The sequence below is a fragment of the Neobacillus niacini genome, assembly GCF_023715785.1.
Classification (GTDB): Bacteria; Bacillota; Bacilli; order Bacillales; family Cytobacillaceae; genus Neobacillus; species Neobacillus niacini_E.
In genome coordinates, this window is sequence record NZ_JAMBOX010000001.1 from 134,508 (window position 1) to 152,078 (window position 17,571).

Here is a 17,571-nt window from a genome sequence, read left to right on the forward strand (position 1 = left end):
TATAGGTATATTACATTAATTTTTTTTAAAAAAGAAAGGAGATCACATGCTGCCCCGATATCTAACGGTAAAACAAACCGGTGAACATGAAATTGTTATTCAAAAATCACGATTTATTGCCCATATAGCTAGAGCAGAAACAGAACAAGCGGCCCAGGAATTCATTCAGGCGATAAAAAAGCAACACTGGAACGCCACCCACAACTGCTCGGCCTACCTTATTGGCGAGCACGACCAAATCCAAAAGGCCAACGATGACGGCGAACCGAGTGGAACCGCAGGCGTCCCGATCTTAGAGGTGTTAAAAAAGCGAAACCTCAAGGACACAGTCGTCGTTGTCACCCGCTATTTCGGCGGGATCAAGCTTGGCGCAGGTGGCCTGATCCGCGCTTACGGAAAATCGACATCAGAAGGTCTCGAGGCAGTCGGTATCGTCGAAAGGCGACTAGTACAAATTATGCATGTAAAAATCGATTATACCTGGCTTGGGAAAATCGAAAAGGAACTGCGCGCCTCCGAGTATACAATCAAAGAAATTCACTACTTGGATGTCGTCGAAATAGAAGCCTACGTTGATGAAAATCGCATTCAGGCCTTCATCGACTGGATGATTGAATGTACCAACGGCCAGGCCAGTTTCCAACATGGCGATACGGTTTACCTTGAGGAAGACTTTGTAAGATCCCCATAGGTTTCTTTATGTGAATTATAGATGGACTGAATAAAGAACACAATTGGGAAAAAAATGAGATTTAACATAAAAACGAAGAATGTAGAAAATACCAAATAAGGGCTCTCAAATTAGAGGCCCTTTTAAGTCTTACTTTTTTGCTTTTTTCATTAATTCTAAGTAATCACTTTGCAAAATAGTTGTATTGTAAAATTTTGAATTTTTCCCGAGTTCTACATCAAGATGCTTAACCCCTGCTTCTTCCGCTAAAGTATTTCGATTGGAGAATAAATTTGTGCCCAATCCTAGCCGGTCCCCCTCTATTTCGACGCCAATGCTGGCTAAGATTGTCGGAAACATATCTAATTGCGTGAACAATCTGTTTTTAGGATTTATCGGCTCGATTGCCGAATTAATAAAGGCATTATAAATAGTTCTCTCATAGCCATCATAAATATGGGACTTGAAAAATTCGGGGTCCTGCATACTATGATGATCCCCCGTGATAATTATTGTCGTGTCCTCATAAAAATGCTGATTTTTCAGCCAAGATACAAATTCAAAAACTTGCTTAGAGGTATGGGCAAAGACATTTTCGTACTGACTTTCGAATAAGGTCTCCGTCCCTGTCTCTACATAGCCATCCGGGAAATGTGTGTTGGCTGTTAAAAAGGTAAAGTTAAATGGCTTATCCAAACTTGCCAAATGGGTTATTTCCTCCTTAGCCCAATCAAATAAACGAGAATCTTCAAATCCCCACCAAACTTTTTCACTTTCACTCATTTTTCCCTCATCAATCGCAGTGTAATAATCAAACACTTTATGGTTCCCATGTTTGATATAATAATTATTGCGTCCGCCAAAGCTAGCATCTGAACCAAACATTACCTCTTGGTTATAGCCTTCCTTCTCCAAGATATCCCCTAAGGTATAAGCACCGGCTAAAAAGTTATCAGAATTCGTATACTCATTTCCATGCCCGGGAATTTTTAATGGAATACCGGATGTTGTAGAAATAAGTCCAGCAACTGTCCAGCCTGTACCATGGGTAGGGAGGGCACCTCCAATTTTATCGGAATTAGAGAAATTAATATTTTCATTCGCTATACTTTCTAGCTCCGGGATTACAGTGTAATCCCATCCCCCTCCGCTATTCTTATCAATAAAAGTGCTTTCTGCGGATTCTATATATAAGATGATTAAATTCCTTTTATCTTTAGGAAATGAAATCGAAACGTCTTTTCCATCTACATAATGGTCATCTATTATTGATGAATAACTTGTTAAACGCTGGAAATAATCATGCACACCCAACAAATAGTAAGCAACCATCAAAGATAAAATCAACATTATCGATGAATAGGCCAACTTAGGTTTAATCGGTAGTAATGTAACACTGAAGTTTTTATCTTTATATTTCACAACGATAACATTTTTTCTTTTAAAGGGTTTAATCGGGATTAATAATAAAATAAAGAAAATTAAAAATGGCATTAAGCTTTTTATAATGGCATTAATGACTACATCAATCGAAGTTCCTTTAACTCCATTAAAGAGATAAAAAATCATTTCATCCATATTTTGGGTTGGAAAATTAACTTTAATATATATCGTTGCTGAAACTAATAAGGAAGTTAAAAACAAAAAGAAAACTGCCACTGCACTATTAATTACTTTATTTTTCTTCATCTTTTATGGACACCACTTTAAGATTAATGCTAAGGTTTAATTCAAAAAATCGATATACAAATGCAACTATAATGGCTACACCTGTTGCAAGAACACTATATTTCAGAGTAAAAGCAGGTGTAAAGATAAAGAGCAACGTTTTTTTAAAGTAAATTAAAACAGCGTAACAAATACTGTTCGTAATCATCATACATAATGCAAGAAAACCTAGCCCATTAAAAAAATGCGTATTTTCCGGCACCACTTTTGAATAAAGTAATAAAGCTATAACTGAAGGCATAATTAATGCCATTACCTCGTTAAAAGTCATAATTTATCCTCCAATTAAAAATATTTACCCCTTTTAAATAACTCTATATTTTTGTTAATTAAATATTAAGAATGTAAATCTTATTTTAAGACAAATTTATATTTTTTCAAAGGTAAACTATGGAAACGGATATTTTTTCAAAAAAAAGAGAGAACATTATTCTCCCTTCGCTATGCCTGTTCTTAATATTTGTAAAATGTTGAGAATTGGTCGGTAATTTCTCCCGACCAGCCCAATCTTTTCGGCTGTGATTTCAATTAGTAAAATGAGAATCGCGATTAAAATGAGTGCTCCGCCGATGCGTGCTTGGGAAAAAATCAAGGCAACCATACCAAAAAAAGCAGACATTGCATATATCAGAAGAACCGTTTGCCGATGGGAATAACCCATTCTCATCATACAATGGTGCAAATGCTGCTTATCAGGGGCGCCCAATGGTTTTTTATGAATAATCCGTCTCAAAATCGCAAAGAAAGTATCAGAAATCGGAACGGCCAAAATAATAACGGGAATGATAAGCGAAATGAAGGTAACATTTTTAAAGCCAAGGAGAGATAAAACTGAGATGATATAGCCTAAAAAAAGAGCTCCTGTATCCCCCATAAAAATTTTTGCAGGATGGAAATTATAAATTAGAAAGCCCAAAGTGCTGGCAATGACAATTAGTCCAACAGTTGCCACATAAATGTTCCCCTGAAGAAATGCAATACCTGAGATGGTGATCAATGCTATGGAAGACACCCCCGCTGCCAACCCGTCAAGGCCGTCAATTAAATTGATGGCGTTCGTGATTCCTACAATCCACAGAATCGTAAAAGGAATACTTAAGAGGCCAAATTGAAGTTGAGCTCCAAATGGGAGGTTGATAAACACAACCTGCAGATCTCCCCAAAAAACGACCGTACAAGCTGACGCTATTTGACCAATAAGCTTATAGCGTGCAGGCAATTCAAGAAGGTCATCCAAAAGACCAGTGATGATGATAATTAGACAGCCAGCAAGTATCGCCAATGAAAACTCGTTTACTGGACGCAGGATGATTAAGCCTATTAAAAAACTAATAAAAATAGCCAAACCGCCCAGTCTAGGCATTACAGACTGGTGTACCTTCCGATGGTTAGGCCTATCTGTAGCACCAATCAAAAAAGCAAATTTTTTTATAAGTGGCGTAATGATAATCGAAAAGGCAAAACATACTATCAAGGTAAGAAAAAACATAGAAATCCTCCTTGTTTTAAGTTTGCCCAGTTACAAGGAATAGAAAACACTATATATGTTGTAAAAAAACTGAAGTCTTTAAATGTTTTTTGAATTACTTTTAAAAATATCACCAAAATAAAAAAGAGGGTACAAAACCCCCTTTTTAAAATGTTTACTTATTACGCATACTTGCCGGTCTAAATCCTTGAATCAGTTTTAGTAGCGGCTTGTAATCTTCTCGTACAAGACCAATTTTCTCAACGAAAAGCTCTATAATAATTAATATTGTTATGAGAATGATTACTGACCCACGAATTGTTGCTTGTGAAAATATAAATCCAGCTAGTCCAAAAATGGCACTCATTGCATAAATCATTAAAACTGTCTGTCGATGAGTGTATCCAGATCTTAGCAAACAATGATGTAAATGGGATTTATCAGGAGCAGATAAAGGCTGCTTATTCACAAGTCTGCGGATAATTGCAAAGAAAGTATCAGAAATTGGAACTCCAAGGATAATTACTGGAATAACCAGTGACATAACCGTAACACTTTTTAGGCCTAACAAGGAAAGAACACTTATTAAGAATCCTAAAAACAAAGCCCCTGTATCACCCATAAAAATCTTAGCCGGATGGAAATTATAAATAAGGAACCCTAGGGTAGAAAATGCAGCAATTAATGCTATAACTGTTACATATGGGTTACCAGTCATATAAGCTATTCCTGCAATAGAGAATAAAGCAATTGAAGAAACACCGCCTGCTAAACCATCTAATCCATCAATTAAATTGATCGCGTTGGTAATGCCAACAATCCAAATCATGGTAAACGGTATACTAAAGATTCCAAAATCCAACTGTCCTCCGCCAAATGGCAGGTTAATGAACTCTACTTTAATATCACCGATAACGATAATAACTAGAGAGGCAAGTATTTGTCCCAGCAGTTTTACTTTCGCTGAAATTTCCTTCACATCATCAATTGCTCCGGTAAGGATAATGATAAAACTGCCGAGTATCAGGGCTACGTGTACATTTCCAATTGGGTTTATCAGCAGCGTATTAAAATTATCGATTGGCTGAATAATCAATAATCCCAATATAAAACTAATATAAATAGCCAATCCACCTAAGCGGGGCATAATTTTTTGGTGAACTTTCCTTTGATTTGGTTTATCAGTAGCGCCAATTTTAAAGGCTAATTTCTTTACTAACGGTGTAAGGAAGATCGAAGCACAAAAACACAAAAATAAAGTTAAATATAACATATAGACCCTCCGAGTTTTTACATGGTCATTTTTATTAACACCTTGAAATTTTTATTTTTTCAATGAATAAAAATGCCAAATTTCGATAAAATACTCCTAATGGATTATAGCACAGTCTTTGTATCAATGAAACTATTAATTTTGCCATCGTCTGGAATTTGCAAGAAAAGATGGTTCTTATGTACAAGCATCCAGTCTAATGGTAAATGACTTAACCTATTATTTAGACGAAACATTGTGAAGAAAGTTACCTACTTTTTATAAATTTTAAAAAAAGAAAAAGGACACATTAATGTTACCACAATGCGTCCTTTTTTTTCATTCTCAAACTTCTTTTAAATATGCAGTTAAGGCATCTTGCCAATTTGGCAGAGGCGTAAATCCTTGCGCTTCAATTTTCTTCTTGCTTAAAACCGAATACTTCGGCCTTGCGGCTGGCCTTGGGAATTGCTCAGTTGTCAGCGGATTGACCTTCACATTCAGGCCAGCCTGTTTGAAAATTTCTACTGCAAATTCATACCATGAGCAGACGCCGCTGTTTGTGGCATGATAAATCCCGTACTTTTCTGTTTCCATAAGTTCCACCATGAATTTAGCCAAATCGACAGTATAGGTTGGCGAGCCCACCTGATCATGAACCACACCAACTTCACCGCGTTCTTTGCCAAGGCGAAGCATGGTTTTCACAAAATTGTGGCCATAGGCACCAAAAACCCACGCTGTCCGGACAATAAAGAATTGCTCCAACAGTTCCTGGACAAATTCTTCTCCAGCTAACTTCGTTCTTCCATATGCCCCTAACGGCTTTGTCGGGTCGTCAACCTCATATGGTTCAGTGCCTGTACCGTCAAACACATAATCTGTACTGATATACAGCATTTTAGCGCCTATTTGCTTGGCTGCAAGGGCCAAATTCTTAGTCCCGAGTCCGTTGACCCGGTAGGCTGTTTCTTCATCCGCTTCCGCAGCATCCACATTGGTATAAGCAGCGCAATGAAGAATGACGTCCGGCTTCACTTCAGCGATAAACGCTTGTACATCCCCTTCAATCGTTATATCTAAGTCATCGCGGTCAGTACCAATGGCTTGATGGTTTTTTCGCTCCAATTCCAGGAGTACATCCTGCCCTAGTTGGCCTGCAGCACCTGTAACTATAACTTTCATTATTCTACACCTAGTCTCTCGCCATATTGGGATTTGAAATAGTCCTGGTATTCACCAGAAATGATGTTTTCCCACCATTCACGGTTATTTAAATACCAATTAATTGTTTGTTCAATGCCGGTATCAAAATTATACTTTGGCGACCAGCCCAGCTCTGTGCGCAGCTTTGTTGCATCAATTGCGTAGCGGCGGTCGTGTCCCGGACGATCTTTTACAAATTTAATCAGCGATTCAGGCTTGCCAAGATGCTTAAGAATCGTTTTGACAATGTCAATATTGGTCCGTTCGTTATTGCCGCCGACATTATAAACCTCGCCATCACGGCCCTTATGTAGGACAAGGTCAATGGCCTGGCAGTGATCTTCCACGTGCAGCCAGTCACGGACATTCAGTCCATCGCCATACACCGGAAGCTCCTTGTCATTCAAGGCATTGATAATCATTAACGGAATCAGTTTCTCCGGGAAATGGAATGGTCCATAGTTATTGGAGCAACGGGTAATATTAACCGGAAGCCCGAATGTTTCATGGTAAGCACGAACCAACAAATCAGCTCCTGCTTTACTTGCACTGTAAGGGCTGTTTGCTGCCAATGGCGTTTCTTCTGTAAAATAGCCTGTTTCACCCAAAGTTCCGTATACTTCGTCCGTTGAAACCTGAAGGTATTTTTTAACTCCAAAGGATTTCGCCGCATCCAACAACGCTAAAGTTCCTTGAATATTCGTTTGCACAAAAATCCCTGGGTCGGTTATGCTGCGGTCAACGTGAGATTCCGCTGCAAAGTTCAATACATAATCAAACTTCTCTTCCTGGAAAAGACCCTGAATAAAATCACGGTTAGCGATATCGCCGCGGACAAACTTGTAGTTTGGTTTATTTTCAATATCCTTTAAATTCTCAAGGTTGCCTGCGTACGTTAATAAATCCAAATTGACAATCGTATATTCCGGGTATTTATTTACCATATAGCGGACAAAGTTGCTGCCAATAAAGCCAGCCCCGCCTGTTACTAATAACTTCATATTCCTGCCTCCTATTTTTCAAACACAAAGTTAAGATGGGATGCATCCTTTAATCTTGGATGCTTTGTATCTTTTTCCGAAAGGATTGGATTGTTGGTTGGCCAATCAATTCCCAAATCCGGGTCATTCCACAGAATTCCGCCGTCATGCTCAGGTGAATAATATTCATCAACCTTATAAGCAACAGTGGTGTCAGGCACCAATGTGCAAAAACCGTGCGCGAATCCCTTTGGGACGAGCAACTGGCGTTTATTTTCGGTACTAAGGATGACGCCTACCCACTGACCGTAGGTAGGAGACCCTTCGCGGATGTCGACTGCAACATCATAAATCGCACCCGTAATACAGCGGACTACTTTTGTTTGAGCCTTCGGATTCAGCTGGAAATGCAAACCTCTCAAGGTACCGGTTGGTGCTGACAATGACTGGTTGTCCTGAACAAAATCATAATGCAACCCCAGTTTTTCAAACATTTCTTTATTATAGCTTTCCATAAAATAACCGCGGTGGTCACCGAAAACTTTCGGTTCCAAAATCTTTACACCAGGTAATTTTGTATCAATGATATTCATGAATCCGACCTCACTTATAAATTACTTGTCTGATTCGCAATCTTAATCAGATATTGCCCATATTGATTTTTCTTCAGCGGCTCTGCCAATTCAATAAGTTTCTCTTTTGTAATATAGCCCATCTTGTATGCAATCTCTTCAAGACAAGCAATTTTTAATGATTGACGCTTCTCTACTGTTTCAATAAATTGTGATGCTTCTAACAAGGAAGCATGTGTACCGGTATCTAGCCAAGCGTAGCCGCGGCCTAGCAGCTCTACACTCAACTCGCCCATTTCAAGATAGGCTTTATTAACGTCGGTGATTTCCAATTCACCACGTGCGGAAGGCTGAATGCTTTTTGCAATGTTAACCACCCGATTATCGTAAAAATACAATCCGGTTACTGCATAATTTGATTTTGGAACTTCCGGCTTTTCTTCAATAGAAACAGCTTTTCCGTTCTCATCAAACTCCACTACGCCGAAGCGTTCAGGATCATTGACATAATACCCGAACACAGTTGCTCCTGTTTCACGGGCTGCAGCATTTCTTAGTAAATTTGTTAAGCCATGTCCATAAAATATGTTGTCACCAAGAACTAAGGCAACATTATCATCGCCGATAAATTCGTCTCCCAAAATGAACGCCTGTGCTAATCCCCCTGGATGTGGTTGAATCTTGTATGTAAAGTTCATACCCAAATCTGAGCCATCTCCGAGAATTTGTTCAAATCGCGGTGTATCCTCCGGTGTCGAGATAATTAAAATGTCCTTAATCCCAGCCAGCATTAATACGGATAATGGGTAATAAATCATCGGTTTATCGTAGACAGGCAAAAGCTGTTTGGACACTACCCTTGTTAACGGATAAAGTCGCGTGCCGCTGCCGCCCGCAAGAATGATACCTTTCATAAAAGCCAACTCCTCTTTTTAAGATAAACGGATAAAACCGTCAAAATATTCCTACCCCATTATAAGGAAGGATGCCTATAAAAGCCAAAGCCGTACAAAAATGTAACAAAAAAGTTATAATATTAACGTTTATAGCCCATTATTGCAGAAATCGTCCGCAGTCTTCCTCTAATTTGCACTGATAACGGGCGTTTTTTCATCCCAGTAACATTGCCGCCATGTCGGACGTATTTCATTAACGGTTTTTTGATGAAAACAATTTTCTTCTTTTTCAACAAACTGACAAGGGCTATCCATTGGTCATGCATTTCAATAGTGGATGGAAATGGTAAGATGTCAGACACTAGTTCCCGTTTAAAGGCCATAAAGGCCCCGGTATAGGCGTTTTTTAAAATATTCCCAAAAATTCCTTGGTTTATGTTGTTATGATTATAATCATTCCATGAAGGATTTAGGATGTTTAAATCGCCATCAACAACATATGCATCGTGGACCACAAGATCAGCCTGCTGATGTTCAAAAGCAGCCAGAACAGTTTTCACTTTAACCTCTTCCCAGATATCATCCTGGTCACACAGAAAAAGGATATCCCCTCTCGCCAAGGATATCGCCTTTTCAAAACTCTTAATTGCACCCAGGTTTTTTTCATTCACATAGACCTTTATCCGATTCCCATAAGTATCCTTCACAACCTGTACAGTCTGATCCTTTGACCTATCATCCACCATAATAATTTCATCATCCTGTTTAAGCTGCTTTATGATGGAATCGAGTTGCCTTTTTATGAACTTTTCACCATTATATGTTGCGATACAAACAGATATATTCATGGAATAGCTCCTTTAAATTGAAAACAGCTTACGAAGCGTGTACATGGCAATATGTTTATTTTTCACGATTAAAGCCTGCTTTAAGAATCTTTTCATTAGCTGTTTTTTGTAGGCTGGAAACAAATCCTTTTTATAATTTTTATAAAACTTTACTTCGGAATTAATAATGCTTTTATAACGGTTTAATGAAACCTTGCTGTAATCCATCACGGATAAATCATGCTCAAGCGTTGTATCCATAAGGAAAACTTTCTTTCCCTTTGCATAGATTTCATAAAATAGCCAATGGTCTAGATAATCTAGAGGGAATTCCTCATTAAAACCGCCAATCTCGTTTAAAAATTCGATCCTTAGAAGCGTCCCAGAATTAATAGCCATAACCGGTTGCTCTTGAACCCCCGGTTTTGGCCTTTCCATCTGAAGTGGACGTAATGAATGACTGAAGACGGGTGAAATCATTGTATTTGCACTATGAATTTCAGGCACTACCGCCACAATGTCCTTTGGTAATTCAGGCAAATCTAAAGCTTGCTCGATAAAATTTCCAGTTAAATTTGTATCATGGTCCAAAAGAAGAAGCCACCCGCTTCCATTTTCTTTCGCTTGTGACCAAGCAAAGTTATAGGCTGCTGCTATTCCTAGATTTCTGGAGTCATGTTGATAGATTACTTCAATTCCTTTGAAGTCGGCTAAATCAATAACTTGTTTTTCGGGGCTATTATCATAAATAACAATAGAAATATTTTTAAAACTAGCACTGTCTTCGTTCATAGCATTTAACAGGGAACGAATTGTAGTAGATTGATCTATTAAGGTTTTATACACCACTATTACTAAGGTTATCTTCATCACTAACAGCCTTTGGAATGAATTTTTTTTCACTAAACAGCGTGAACAACAAAGGATAAACTAACTGAAAGCTTAATCCTGTAAAGGAAAACATATTGCTAAAGGTGGTAAAAACAAATATGGAATTCATAATCGCAATTCCAATAATCATATAATCACTATTCAGCTTTTTCAAAAGCAAGATATAAAATAAGGCGAATACGAAAGCGAATATCGTATAAAATGTGATTCCCACCCAGCCCAGCAAAACAAAAGGCTGCGCAAAGGCTGTCGATACGTTTAACTCTGGAGTTATTTGATAGCCAGCGGGAATAACCATATTATATAAAGGTACTACCCTTTTACTAATAAAATCCGGCAAAGTCTGGGTTATAGTGAAAACAAAAGTATCGTAAAAGTTCACATCTTCCTCAAAGGTAAAATTGTTAATGGTCTCCTGAAGATTGGCAAGCGGGGATGCCAAATAGATATAGCCCCAGAAAAACTCCTTCGGGATGACAGAGTCTTTAAATTCATTAGTTGCCCCGCCTATTTGCAAGAAAAGGCTATTATCAAACAGGGACGTATTCGTTTGATAAGAATTGTTAACCCTCATATTTCCCAAAACACCAAACAGATATAGACCGATGACCATCAAAACCGTCAATCCGGCAATTTTGTTAAACGTAATTTTAGATTGATATTTAATCAAATAAATGAATACACAGCTCATTAAGATAATGAGCAGCATCCCTCTATTTAATATTAAGATTGACGGGACTAAAGTAAGGATAAATAGAACTAAAGATATTTTTCTCCGCTCCGACTCGGAGAGGACAATTTGAAATAAATAAAGCGAAAAAAACGAATTAAACGTAACTAATAAAACATGAAAAGTAGGTATTCCAAACTCAGTATAACTAAGCTGAGTATTTGTGAACATGGCTAATAAAGGGAAATTTCTATGATATAAAAATTCCAATAAATACCCTGTTAATACTCCGTAAGTTACAAGTTCCAAGTTTTTCTTGTACTTAATATTATTAAAGGAAATGATTTTCTGTTTAACGAAAATTCTTCCCAGAAAAAAGGCCACTGCCATTGAACTTCCTAAAAATAGGATTAACGGTAACCCTAAATCCGGAAACAGGTTTGACCATCTAAATAGGTAAGCGATCAATACAGCAAGGAAGGATAGTATATAAATAAAATAAGGATTAATCAAACCTCAGTGTGCCCCCTTTCCAACCTTTGAATTTAGTACTGCCGAGAATATGGCATGCTTCTAAGCTTTATTTGATGGTTTTAAAAAATAGAATAAAACAAGTGAAAGAAAAACGCCGAGAATTAATCCGATAATAGTTCCCATTACGGTATTAGCATTGGTTCGTGGAACATTGGTAAATTCATTCTCTTGTCCTTTTTGCGCTTTTACTACTATGTTTACTTTTTCAACGTCTAAAAAACTTCCAATTTCCCGTTTAAAAACGTCCGCAACTCCATTTGCGATTCTTGTTGCTTTATCGGGATTATTATCGCTAACAGTTATTTTTATGAGATGGGAGCCGTTTTCATTGGATACCCTTACTTTACCAGCCAAGGTCTTAACATTGTCTTTTAGTTTCAACTCTTTCTTTACAGGACCAAGTATAGCATTAGTATTAATAAGGGTTTGGGCAGTATTCAAGAAACGAACCGTCTCATCTGTCTGATTAATAATCGTATTCGTTTCATTCATTAACGGTTTAATCAACACCAGTGAAGAAGCTTCATATGTTGGAGGCTGGGCTTCACTAGTCAGCATCCTTCCAGAAACACCCCCTATTAATCCAAGAAGTATAATCAACCAAAGATATTTTTTTAAAACTTTAAGTAAATCAGCGATATAAGTTGTCCCTTCCATTATGTACCTCCAAGTGAAATAGTATCATTCATAACTTAAGCCATCGCAATATTCTCTTTCTCTAAAAAAACCTCCATCCCCATTTATTAAAATACTTGAACATGGATTCGATGAAAATTTTAAAAAGCTTCGAGTTTTTATGTGCACCTCGTTCATAATAATGGACGACATCGGAAAAAGGCGTATAGACAATTCGTTTATTCCGCTTTCTTAGTTCCAAACATAAGTCATAATCCTCAAAATACATAAAATAGCGGTCATCAAAACCATTGACTTCTTTAAAGTCTTCCCCCCGCACCAGCATAAAGCAGCCTGAACCAATCCTGATATCGACATATCTGTCATTTGGTATATCTCTTAGTTCATATGATGCGAGTCTTTTGGAAAACATTTTTTTGACAAATCCAAATGGAACAAAACGTAAAAAATAATCAAATACAGAAACCCTATTGCGCATTAAATGCTGTTGAGTTCCATCCGAGTTTAAAACCTTTGGTACTAGCATGGAGATGCTTGGATCGCTTTCCATATCCTCCAGCATTTTTATCAGGTCCGCTTTTACCAAAATAATATCCGGATTGAAAATCAGGAAAAACTCTTCGGAGCATTTTAACAGATTATAATTATGTCCAAACCCAAAACCATTGTTTTCATGGTAAAAGGTGATTTCTACAAAATCCGCATATTCCTTTAACCGTTCACGATATTCAGGAGTCGAATGATTGTCAAAAATCAGGAAACGAAATTGGCTGTCCCGGCCAAATTCTTTTTTTAGGTTGTTTAGCACCTCAAATATATGCTTGCTATTATAGGTCACAATACTAATTGCAACTTTTGCTTCAGCCATTGATCCACACTCTTTCATTTAACTAGTGATAGGAATTTCTCCTTAAGTGTAACAACTTTTTTCCGTTTTACGTCTTCTCTTTGTATGTATTTTTTGCAAAATATATCGAATCATTCATTACCTTGATAAGGAGCTGACAATATAAATGAGGAGTCATTCCCATACCAAAAATAAATTATAACATCATATTGTCAGATTTTGTACTTTTATGGTGGATTTTTTTGATTTCCAGTTGAACAATGAAACATCGGATATTATAATTGGGGTTATGGTCATGTATTAAAATAATCCTTATAGAAGGGAATTTATATATGCAAAATACTAGATTAGGAAATAAAAAGAAGAAAAAGAAAATATGGCTTCGTCTCTCTTTGGTCATTGTCTTTTTCTTACTTATCGGCGGCGGCCTTTATTTTTATAATGTCTATACAAATGTAGCAAGTGCAGTCAACAAAATGAATAAACCGATTCACAGAGAGGTCTCCAAAAAAAGGGAAGCGAAGGTTGAATTTGAGCAAAAAGACCCAATTTCCATCTTAATGGTTGGTGTCGATGAACGGGAAGGTGACGGCGGGCGCACCGACTCCATGTTAGTGTTAACGGTAAACCCTGAAAACAAAACTACTAAGATACTAAGTATCGCTCGTGATACCCGGACAAAACTAATCTACCCAGACAAACCAACAAAGACTAAGATTGACAAAATCAATCACGCCTATGCTTTTGGTGGGATCGAAATGAGTATCGAAACGGTTGAACATTTTCTGAATATACCAATTGACTACTATGTTCAGGTAAACATGGAAGGGTTTAAAGATATTGTCGATGCAGTTGGCGGTATTGATGTAGATAACCAAATTGCTTTTGAATTGGACGGAGTATATCTGAAAAAGGGCCCACAGCATTTAAACGGTGAAAAAGCATTACAGTACGCCCGTATGAGAAAAGCTGACCCAAAAGGTGATGCTGGCCGTCAGGAAAGACAACGCGAGGTTATTTCGAAAATCATCGAACAAGGAAAATCAATTAAGACGTTAACTAATTACGATAATATTCTTGGTGCTCTTGAAAATAACATTAAAACAAATCTCACCTTGGAAGATATTATTGGAATTCAAAAAGACTATAAGCCTGCAGCAGATACAATTGAAAGAATTGAAATCCCCGGCGACGGCATGTTGACCAATACTGGCTGGTTTTTCTTTGTCAGCGACGAAACAAGACAACAGCTTTCAGACCAATTACGGGAACAATTGGGTTTGCCATCTCAACCTGTTGAAAAGTATAATTTAGGTGCCCAAAATAAGAATGATAGCAGTAATAATAAAAATACAACCAAAAAAGTAGAAACTGATCAGTTTATCGAAAGTGATCAAAAATAATTTATTCATTGCCTTTACCAGTTTAAAATTTGGTAAAGGCATTCTTTATGAAGGAGACCATTTCTCAAATGATATATTTTAAAAAACGTTTTTTTTAGTATAATAACATATTATCGCAGCAAAAGTTTAAATTGTATTTTGAGAACAGAGAGGGGACATAAATGATTTCACTTAAAAGAATCTGGGCCTTCCCACTTTTATATTTTTTTGTTTATTTATACCACCTGGTCGTCACAAAGTATCAAGGGGATGACATTATTTTTTCAAAGGTTTCTAATGATATGACGATCACCCAATGGTTGTACACCCGATATATGGAATGGTCTTCAAGGATTTTTTCGGATGCCATGGTTTATTTTATATTAGGCGAAAGAGTATGGTTATGGCGAATCATTAACCCTTTGCTATTGATTTTTTTGGCTATAGCCATAGTCCGAATTTGGAAAAGGAATTTCTCCTTTCTGGAAGTATTAGTCGCTTTGATGTTGATTGGATTCTTTGCGCAAAATGTATTAAGCTCCGGTATATTCTGGATTACAGGCTCCATAAATTACTTGTGGCCGATTGCCTTTGGGATGCTGGCGATGATTCCATATGCCGATAAAGTTTTTAGGGATGAATCTGAATCGTTGAATAATAATTTCCTATTCAGTTTGTTTCTTATCATTGGATTTTTAGCTTCAATCGGAAATGAACAAGTCTCTCTTTGTATTTCCTGCTTTGCGATTTTAAGCCATTTTGCATTATATTGGCGGCATCAAAAACAGAATAAGAAATTAATTATTATGACGATTTGTATGGTTATAGGGACTAGCTTAATGCTTCTTGCTCCAGGAAACAAGGAGAGATGGATTCAAGAGGTGGCATACTGGTTTCCGGAATTTGAAGATTTATCACTTAAAGACCATCTTTATTTAGGTACCGTCTGGGCATTTGAAAAAGTGTTTTACGATATGAAATATCTCGTGATGTTGCTTTCTGTCATTACACTGATTCCCTATTTCCAATCCAAACAGTTTAGGAATAATCGGATACTTAAAGTTTTTGCGATTTTCTTTATGCTTATAGTATTGGTCAACATTTCTGAAATTGGCAAGGAACTGCTATATAACTTTAAGGCTATTAAAAGCTTTGACTTTAGCGCCAATTTATTAGCGATTTTTACTGGGAATGCCTCGTTTGTGTCAGCCGTTTTTCCCTATGCATTTTGGACAGCATTCAGCTTGATGCTGGGCTATCTGACGATAAAAAATTCCCAATACAAATTATTTATCCTTATTAGCTTGCTTGCCTTTACTGCCACGCTTATGGTCATGTTCTTTTCTCCTACGATTTATGGGTCTGGAAATCGCGTTTTAACTGTCGGTTCCACCATTTTGGTTCTGTTAATAACAGGAAAAATTTTAGAAAATAATTTAATCCAAAGCTGGTTTTATGTATTCCTTTTAGCATGCTTTCCAATCATTAACCTTTCGCAAATGTTATATAAATGGCTCCAAAACGGATTTAATCCATTCCTGTAAAAAAAAACTGACCCGAGTGGTGTGTTTCACTCCTTGAGTCAGTTTTTTTCCGCCTTAATTCTCGGTTTTAAAAACAAAAAGTTTACTAGCAAAAAAGTTCATTACAATCACGACCACGTTAGCGGCCACCTTAGCAAATACATCATCCACCTTAAGCCATTCCACCAGCAAAATCATCATGCCGATATCGATAAAATAAGATAACAGACGGAAAAATACAAAAGAAACAAACTCCTTTGCAAGAATTGCAACCCCCATTCTTCTGCTATTAAAAACATACAGTTTGTTTGTAATAAAAGCAAAAAGGACGGATAGCACCCATGCAATGGTGGTAGCCCATTTATAATCTATTCCCATGAATTTCACTAGAATGAAGTAACTGACAATATTAACAAGAGTCGTTAATACCCCAAAAACGAGATAACTGATAACTTCTTTTTTATTCTTCATACTGACACCGTTAATGGATTCCTTTTCGTTGGAATTGGTCTATCTTTTCACCAATACTTTTCTTGCTTTCTCCTTGCTTTGAGCCGGATTCAGAGAGTGTTCTTTAATGATATAATTCGGCCTCGCTTTTACTTCGATAAAAATTCTTCCGATGTACTCCCCAATTATCCCAAGAAAGATGAGCTGGATTCCCCCAAAAAACAACATAATTGAGACGATCGATGCATATCCGCTTACAGGGTTGCCAAATAACAACTTTGAAAAAATGACATAAAACATATAAACAAAGGCAGATGTCGCAGTGAACAAACCAAAATAAGTAGCCCAGCGCAATGGGGAAATGGTAAAGGACACTATTCCATCAATGGCGTAATGAACCAGCTTCCAAAAACTCCAGCTCGTACTCCCAACTGCTCGTTCGACATTTTCAAATTCAATACACTTTGACTTATAACCAACCCACATGAATAACCCTTTAGCAAAACGATTCCGTTCGTTTAACCGAAGAAAGCTATCCACGGCTTTTCTATCCATTAAACGATAATCCCTAGCGCCATCTACAATGTGGACATCGCTCATCACATTAATTAGCTTATAGAATTGTTTCGCAAACCAACTTCTTAAAGGAGGCTCTCCACTCCGGGTAGACCTTCTTGTGTAAACAACATCATAGCCGCCGATTTCCCAGTCCTCTACCATTTGAGGCAATAATTCGGGAGGATCTTGCAGGTCCACATCCATCAATACAACTGCATCGCCGCGTGCAGCCTCAATCCCTGCCAGCATTGCTGCCTCTTTACCGAAATTCCTGCTGAAGCTAATATACCTTACATTATATTCTCTATTGCTCAGCTCCCTCATTTTCTCTTCTGTTAAATCCTTGCTGCCATCATTTACATAAATAAATTCATAGTCAATGTATCCAATACCCTCAAGCACAGGTTTAACCGTAGCGTAAAATAATTCAACTGATTTTTCTTCATTGTAGCAAGGGACAACAATGGAAATTAATTTCAAA

The 17,571-nt window shown here is 37.4% G+C and carries 18 protein-coding genes; 3 read left to right on the forward strand and 15 right to left on the reverse strand.

The window, feature by feature from the left end:
* The first annotated feature begins 46 nt into the window (after positions 1-46).
* Positions 47-691: a YigZ family protein gene (locus M3234_RS00770; protein WP_262302847.1), complete on the forward strand. Its 645-nt coding sequence runs from the start codon at positions 47-49 to the stop codon at positions 689-691.
* A gap of 129 nt (positions 692-820) precedes the next feature.
* Here the strand turns inward: M3234_RS00770 and M3234_RS00775 are convergent, their stop codons facing one another.
* From M3234_RS00775 to M3234_RS00835, 13 genes are all read right to left on the reverse strand, one after another.
* Positions 821-2,359 (reverse strand): LTA synthase family protein, encoded by a 1,539-nt coding sequence (locus M3234_RS00775; protein ID WP_262302848.1) that lies wholly within the window; start codon positions 2,357-2,359, stop codon positions 821-823.
* Positions 2,346-2,669 (reverse strand): hypothetical protein, encoded by a 324-nt coding sequence (locus tag M3234_RS00780; protein WP_262302849.1) that lies wholly within the window; start codon positions 2,667-2,669, stop codon positions 2,346-2,348. The genes M3234_RS00775 and M3234_RS00780 overlap by 14 nt, the downstream gene beginning before the upstream one ends.
* A 156-nt stretch (positions 2,670-2,825) precedes the next feature.
* On the reverse strand, positions 2,826-3,887 hold the full coding sequence (locus tag M3234_RS00785) for a glycosyltransferase family 4 protein (RefSeq protein ID WP_262302850.1): 1,062 nt from the start codon (positions 3,885-3,887) through the stop codon (positions 2,826-2,828).
* Positions 3,888-4,041: 154 nt separating this feature from the next.
* Positions 4,042-5,139: a glycosyltransferase family 4 protein gene (locus M3234_RS00790; protein ID WP_262302851.1), complete on the reverse strand. Its 1,098-nt coding sequence runs from the start codon at positions 5,137-5,139 to the stop codon at positions 4,042-4,044.
* Between the two features lie 324 nt (positions 5,140-5,463).
* Positions 5,464-6,303 (reverse strand): dTDP-4-dehydrorhamnose reductase, encoded by an 840-nt coding sequence (rfbD, locus tag M3234_RS00795; RefSeq protein ID WP_262302852.1) that lies wholly within the window; start codon positions 6,301-6,303, stop codon positions 5,464-5,466.
* The gene (gene rfbB / locus M3234_RS00800) at positions 6,303-7,325 is read right to left on the reverse strand and encodes a dTDP-glucose 4,6-dehydratase (protein WP_262302853.1); all 1,023 of its coding nucleotides are present in this window, start codon (positions 7,323-7,325) and stop codon (positions 6,303-6,305) included. The genes rfbD and rfbB overlap by 1 nt, the downstream gene beginning before the upstream one ends.
* Positions 7,326-7,336: 11 nt before the next feature.
* On the reverse strand, positions 7,337-7,897 hold the full coding sequence (rfbC, locus tag M3234_RS00805) for a dTDP-4-dehydrorhamnose 3,5-epimerase (protein ID WP_262302854.1): 561 nt from the start codon (positions 7,895-7,897) through the stop codon (positions 7,337-7,339).
* 14 nt (positions 7,898-7,911) lie between these two features.
* Positions 7,912-8,790: a glucose-1-phosphate thymidylyltransferase RfbA gene (gene rfbA / locus M3234_RS00810; protein ID WP_262302855.1), complete on the reverse strand. Its 879-nt coding sequence runs from the start codon at positions 8,788-8,790 to the stop codon at positions 7,912-7,914.
* 122 nt (positions 8,791-8,912) lie between these two features.
* Positions 8,913-9,620, reverse strand: coding sequence for a glycosyltransferase family 2 protein (locus M3234_RS00815; protein WP_262302856.1), 708 nt, complete (start codon positions 9,618-9,620; stop codon positions 8,913-8,915).
* A gap of 12 nt (positions 9,621-9,632) precedes the next feature.
* Positions 9,633-10,469 carry a glycosyltransferase gene (locus M3234_RS00820; RefSeq protein ID WP_262302857.1) on the reverse strand — a complete coding sequence of 279 codons (837 nt, stop codon included), beginning with the start codon at positions 10,467-10,469 and terminating at the stop codon, positions 9,633-9,635.
* Entirely contained in the window at positions 10,438-11,673 is a 1,236-nt protein-coding gene (locus M3234_RS00825; RefSeq protein WP_262302858.1) for an O-antigen polymerase, read from the reverse strand. Before M3234_RS00825 ends, M3234_RS00820 begins: the two co-directional genes overlap by 32 nt.
* Positions 11,674-11,733: 60 nt before the next feature.
* Positions 11,734-12,351, reverse strand: coding sequence for a YveK family protein (locus M3234_RS00830; protein WP_262302859.1), 618 nt, complete (start codon positions 12,349-12,351; stop codon positions 11,734-11,736).
* 61 nt (positions 12,352-12,412) lie between these two features.
* Positions 12,413-13,198: a glycosyltransferase family 2 protein gene (locus M3234_RS00835; RefSeq protein ID WP_262302860.1), complete on the reverse strand. Its 786-nt coding sequence runs from the start codon at positions 13,196-13,198 to the stop codon at positions 12,413-12,415.
* Between the two features lie 311 nt (positions 13,199-13,509).
* Between M3234_RS00835 and M3234_RS00840 the strand changes: the two genes are divergently transcribed.
* Together M3234_RS00840 and M3234_RS00845 are read left to right on the forward strand one after the other, a co-directional pair.
* The gene (locus tag M3234_RS00840; RefSeq protein ID WP_262302861.1) at positions 13,510-14,580 is read left to right on the forward strand and encodes an LCP family glycopolymer transferase; all 1,071 of its coding nucleotides are present in this window, start codon (positions 13,510-13,512) and stop codon (positions 14,578-14,580) included.
* Between the two features lie 161 nt (positions 14,581-14,741).
* Positions 14,742-16,103, forward strand: a complete 1,362-nt coding sequence (locus M3234_RS00845; RefSeq protein WP_262302862.1) for a DUF6056 family protein — start codon at positions 14,742-14,744, stop codon at positions 16,101-16,103.
* Positions 16,104-16,157: 54 nt separating this feature from the next.
* Here M3234_RS00845 and M3234_RS00850 read toward each other — a convergent pair whose 3' ends face one another.
* Positions 16,158-16,553: a GtrA family protein gene (locus tag M3234_RS00850; protein ID WP_262302863.1), complete on the reverse strand. Its 396-nt coding sequence runs from the start codon at positions 16,551-16,553 to the stop codon at positions 16,158-16,160.
* A gap of 39 nt (positions 16,554-16,592) precedes the next feature.
* On the reverse strand, positions 16,593-17,570 hold the full coding sequence (locus tag M3234_RS00855; protein WP_262302864.1) for a glycosyltransferase family 2 protein: 978 nt from the start codon (positions 17,568-17,570) through the stop codon (positions 16,593-16,595).
* Position 17,571: the final 1 nt, after the last annotated feature.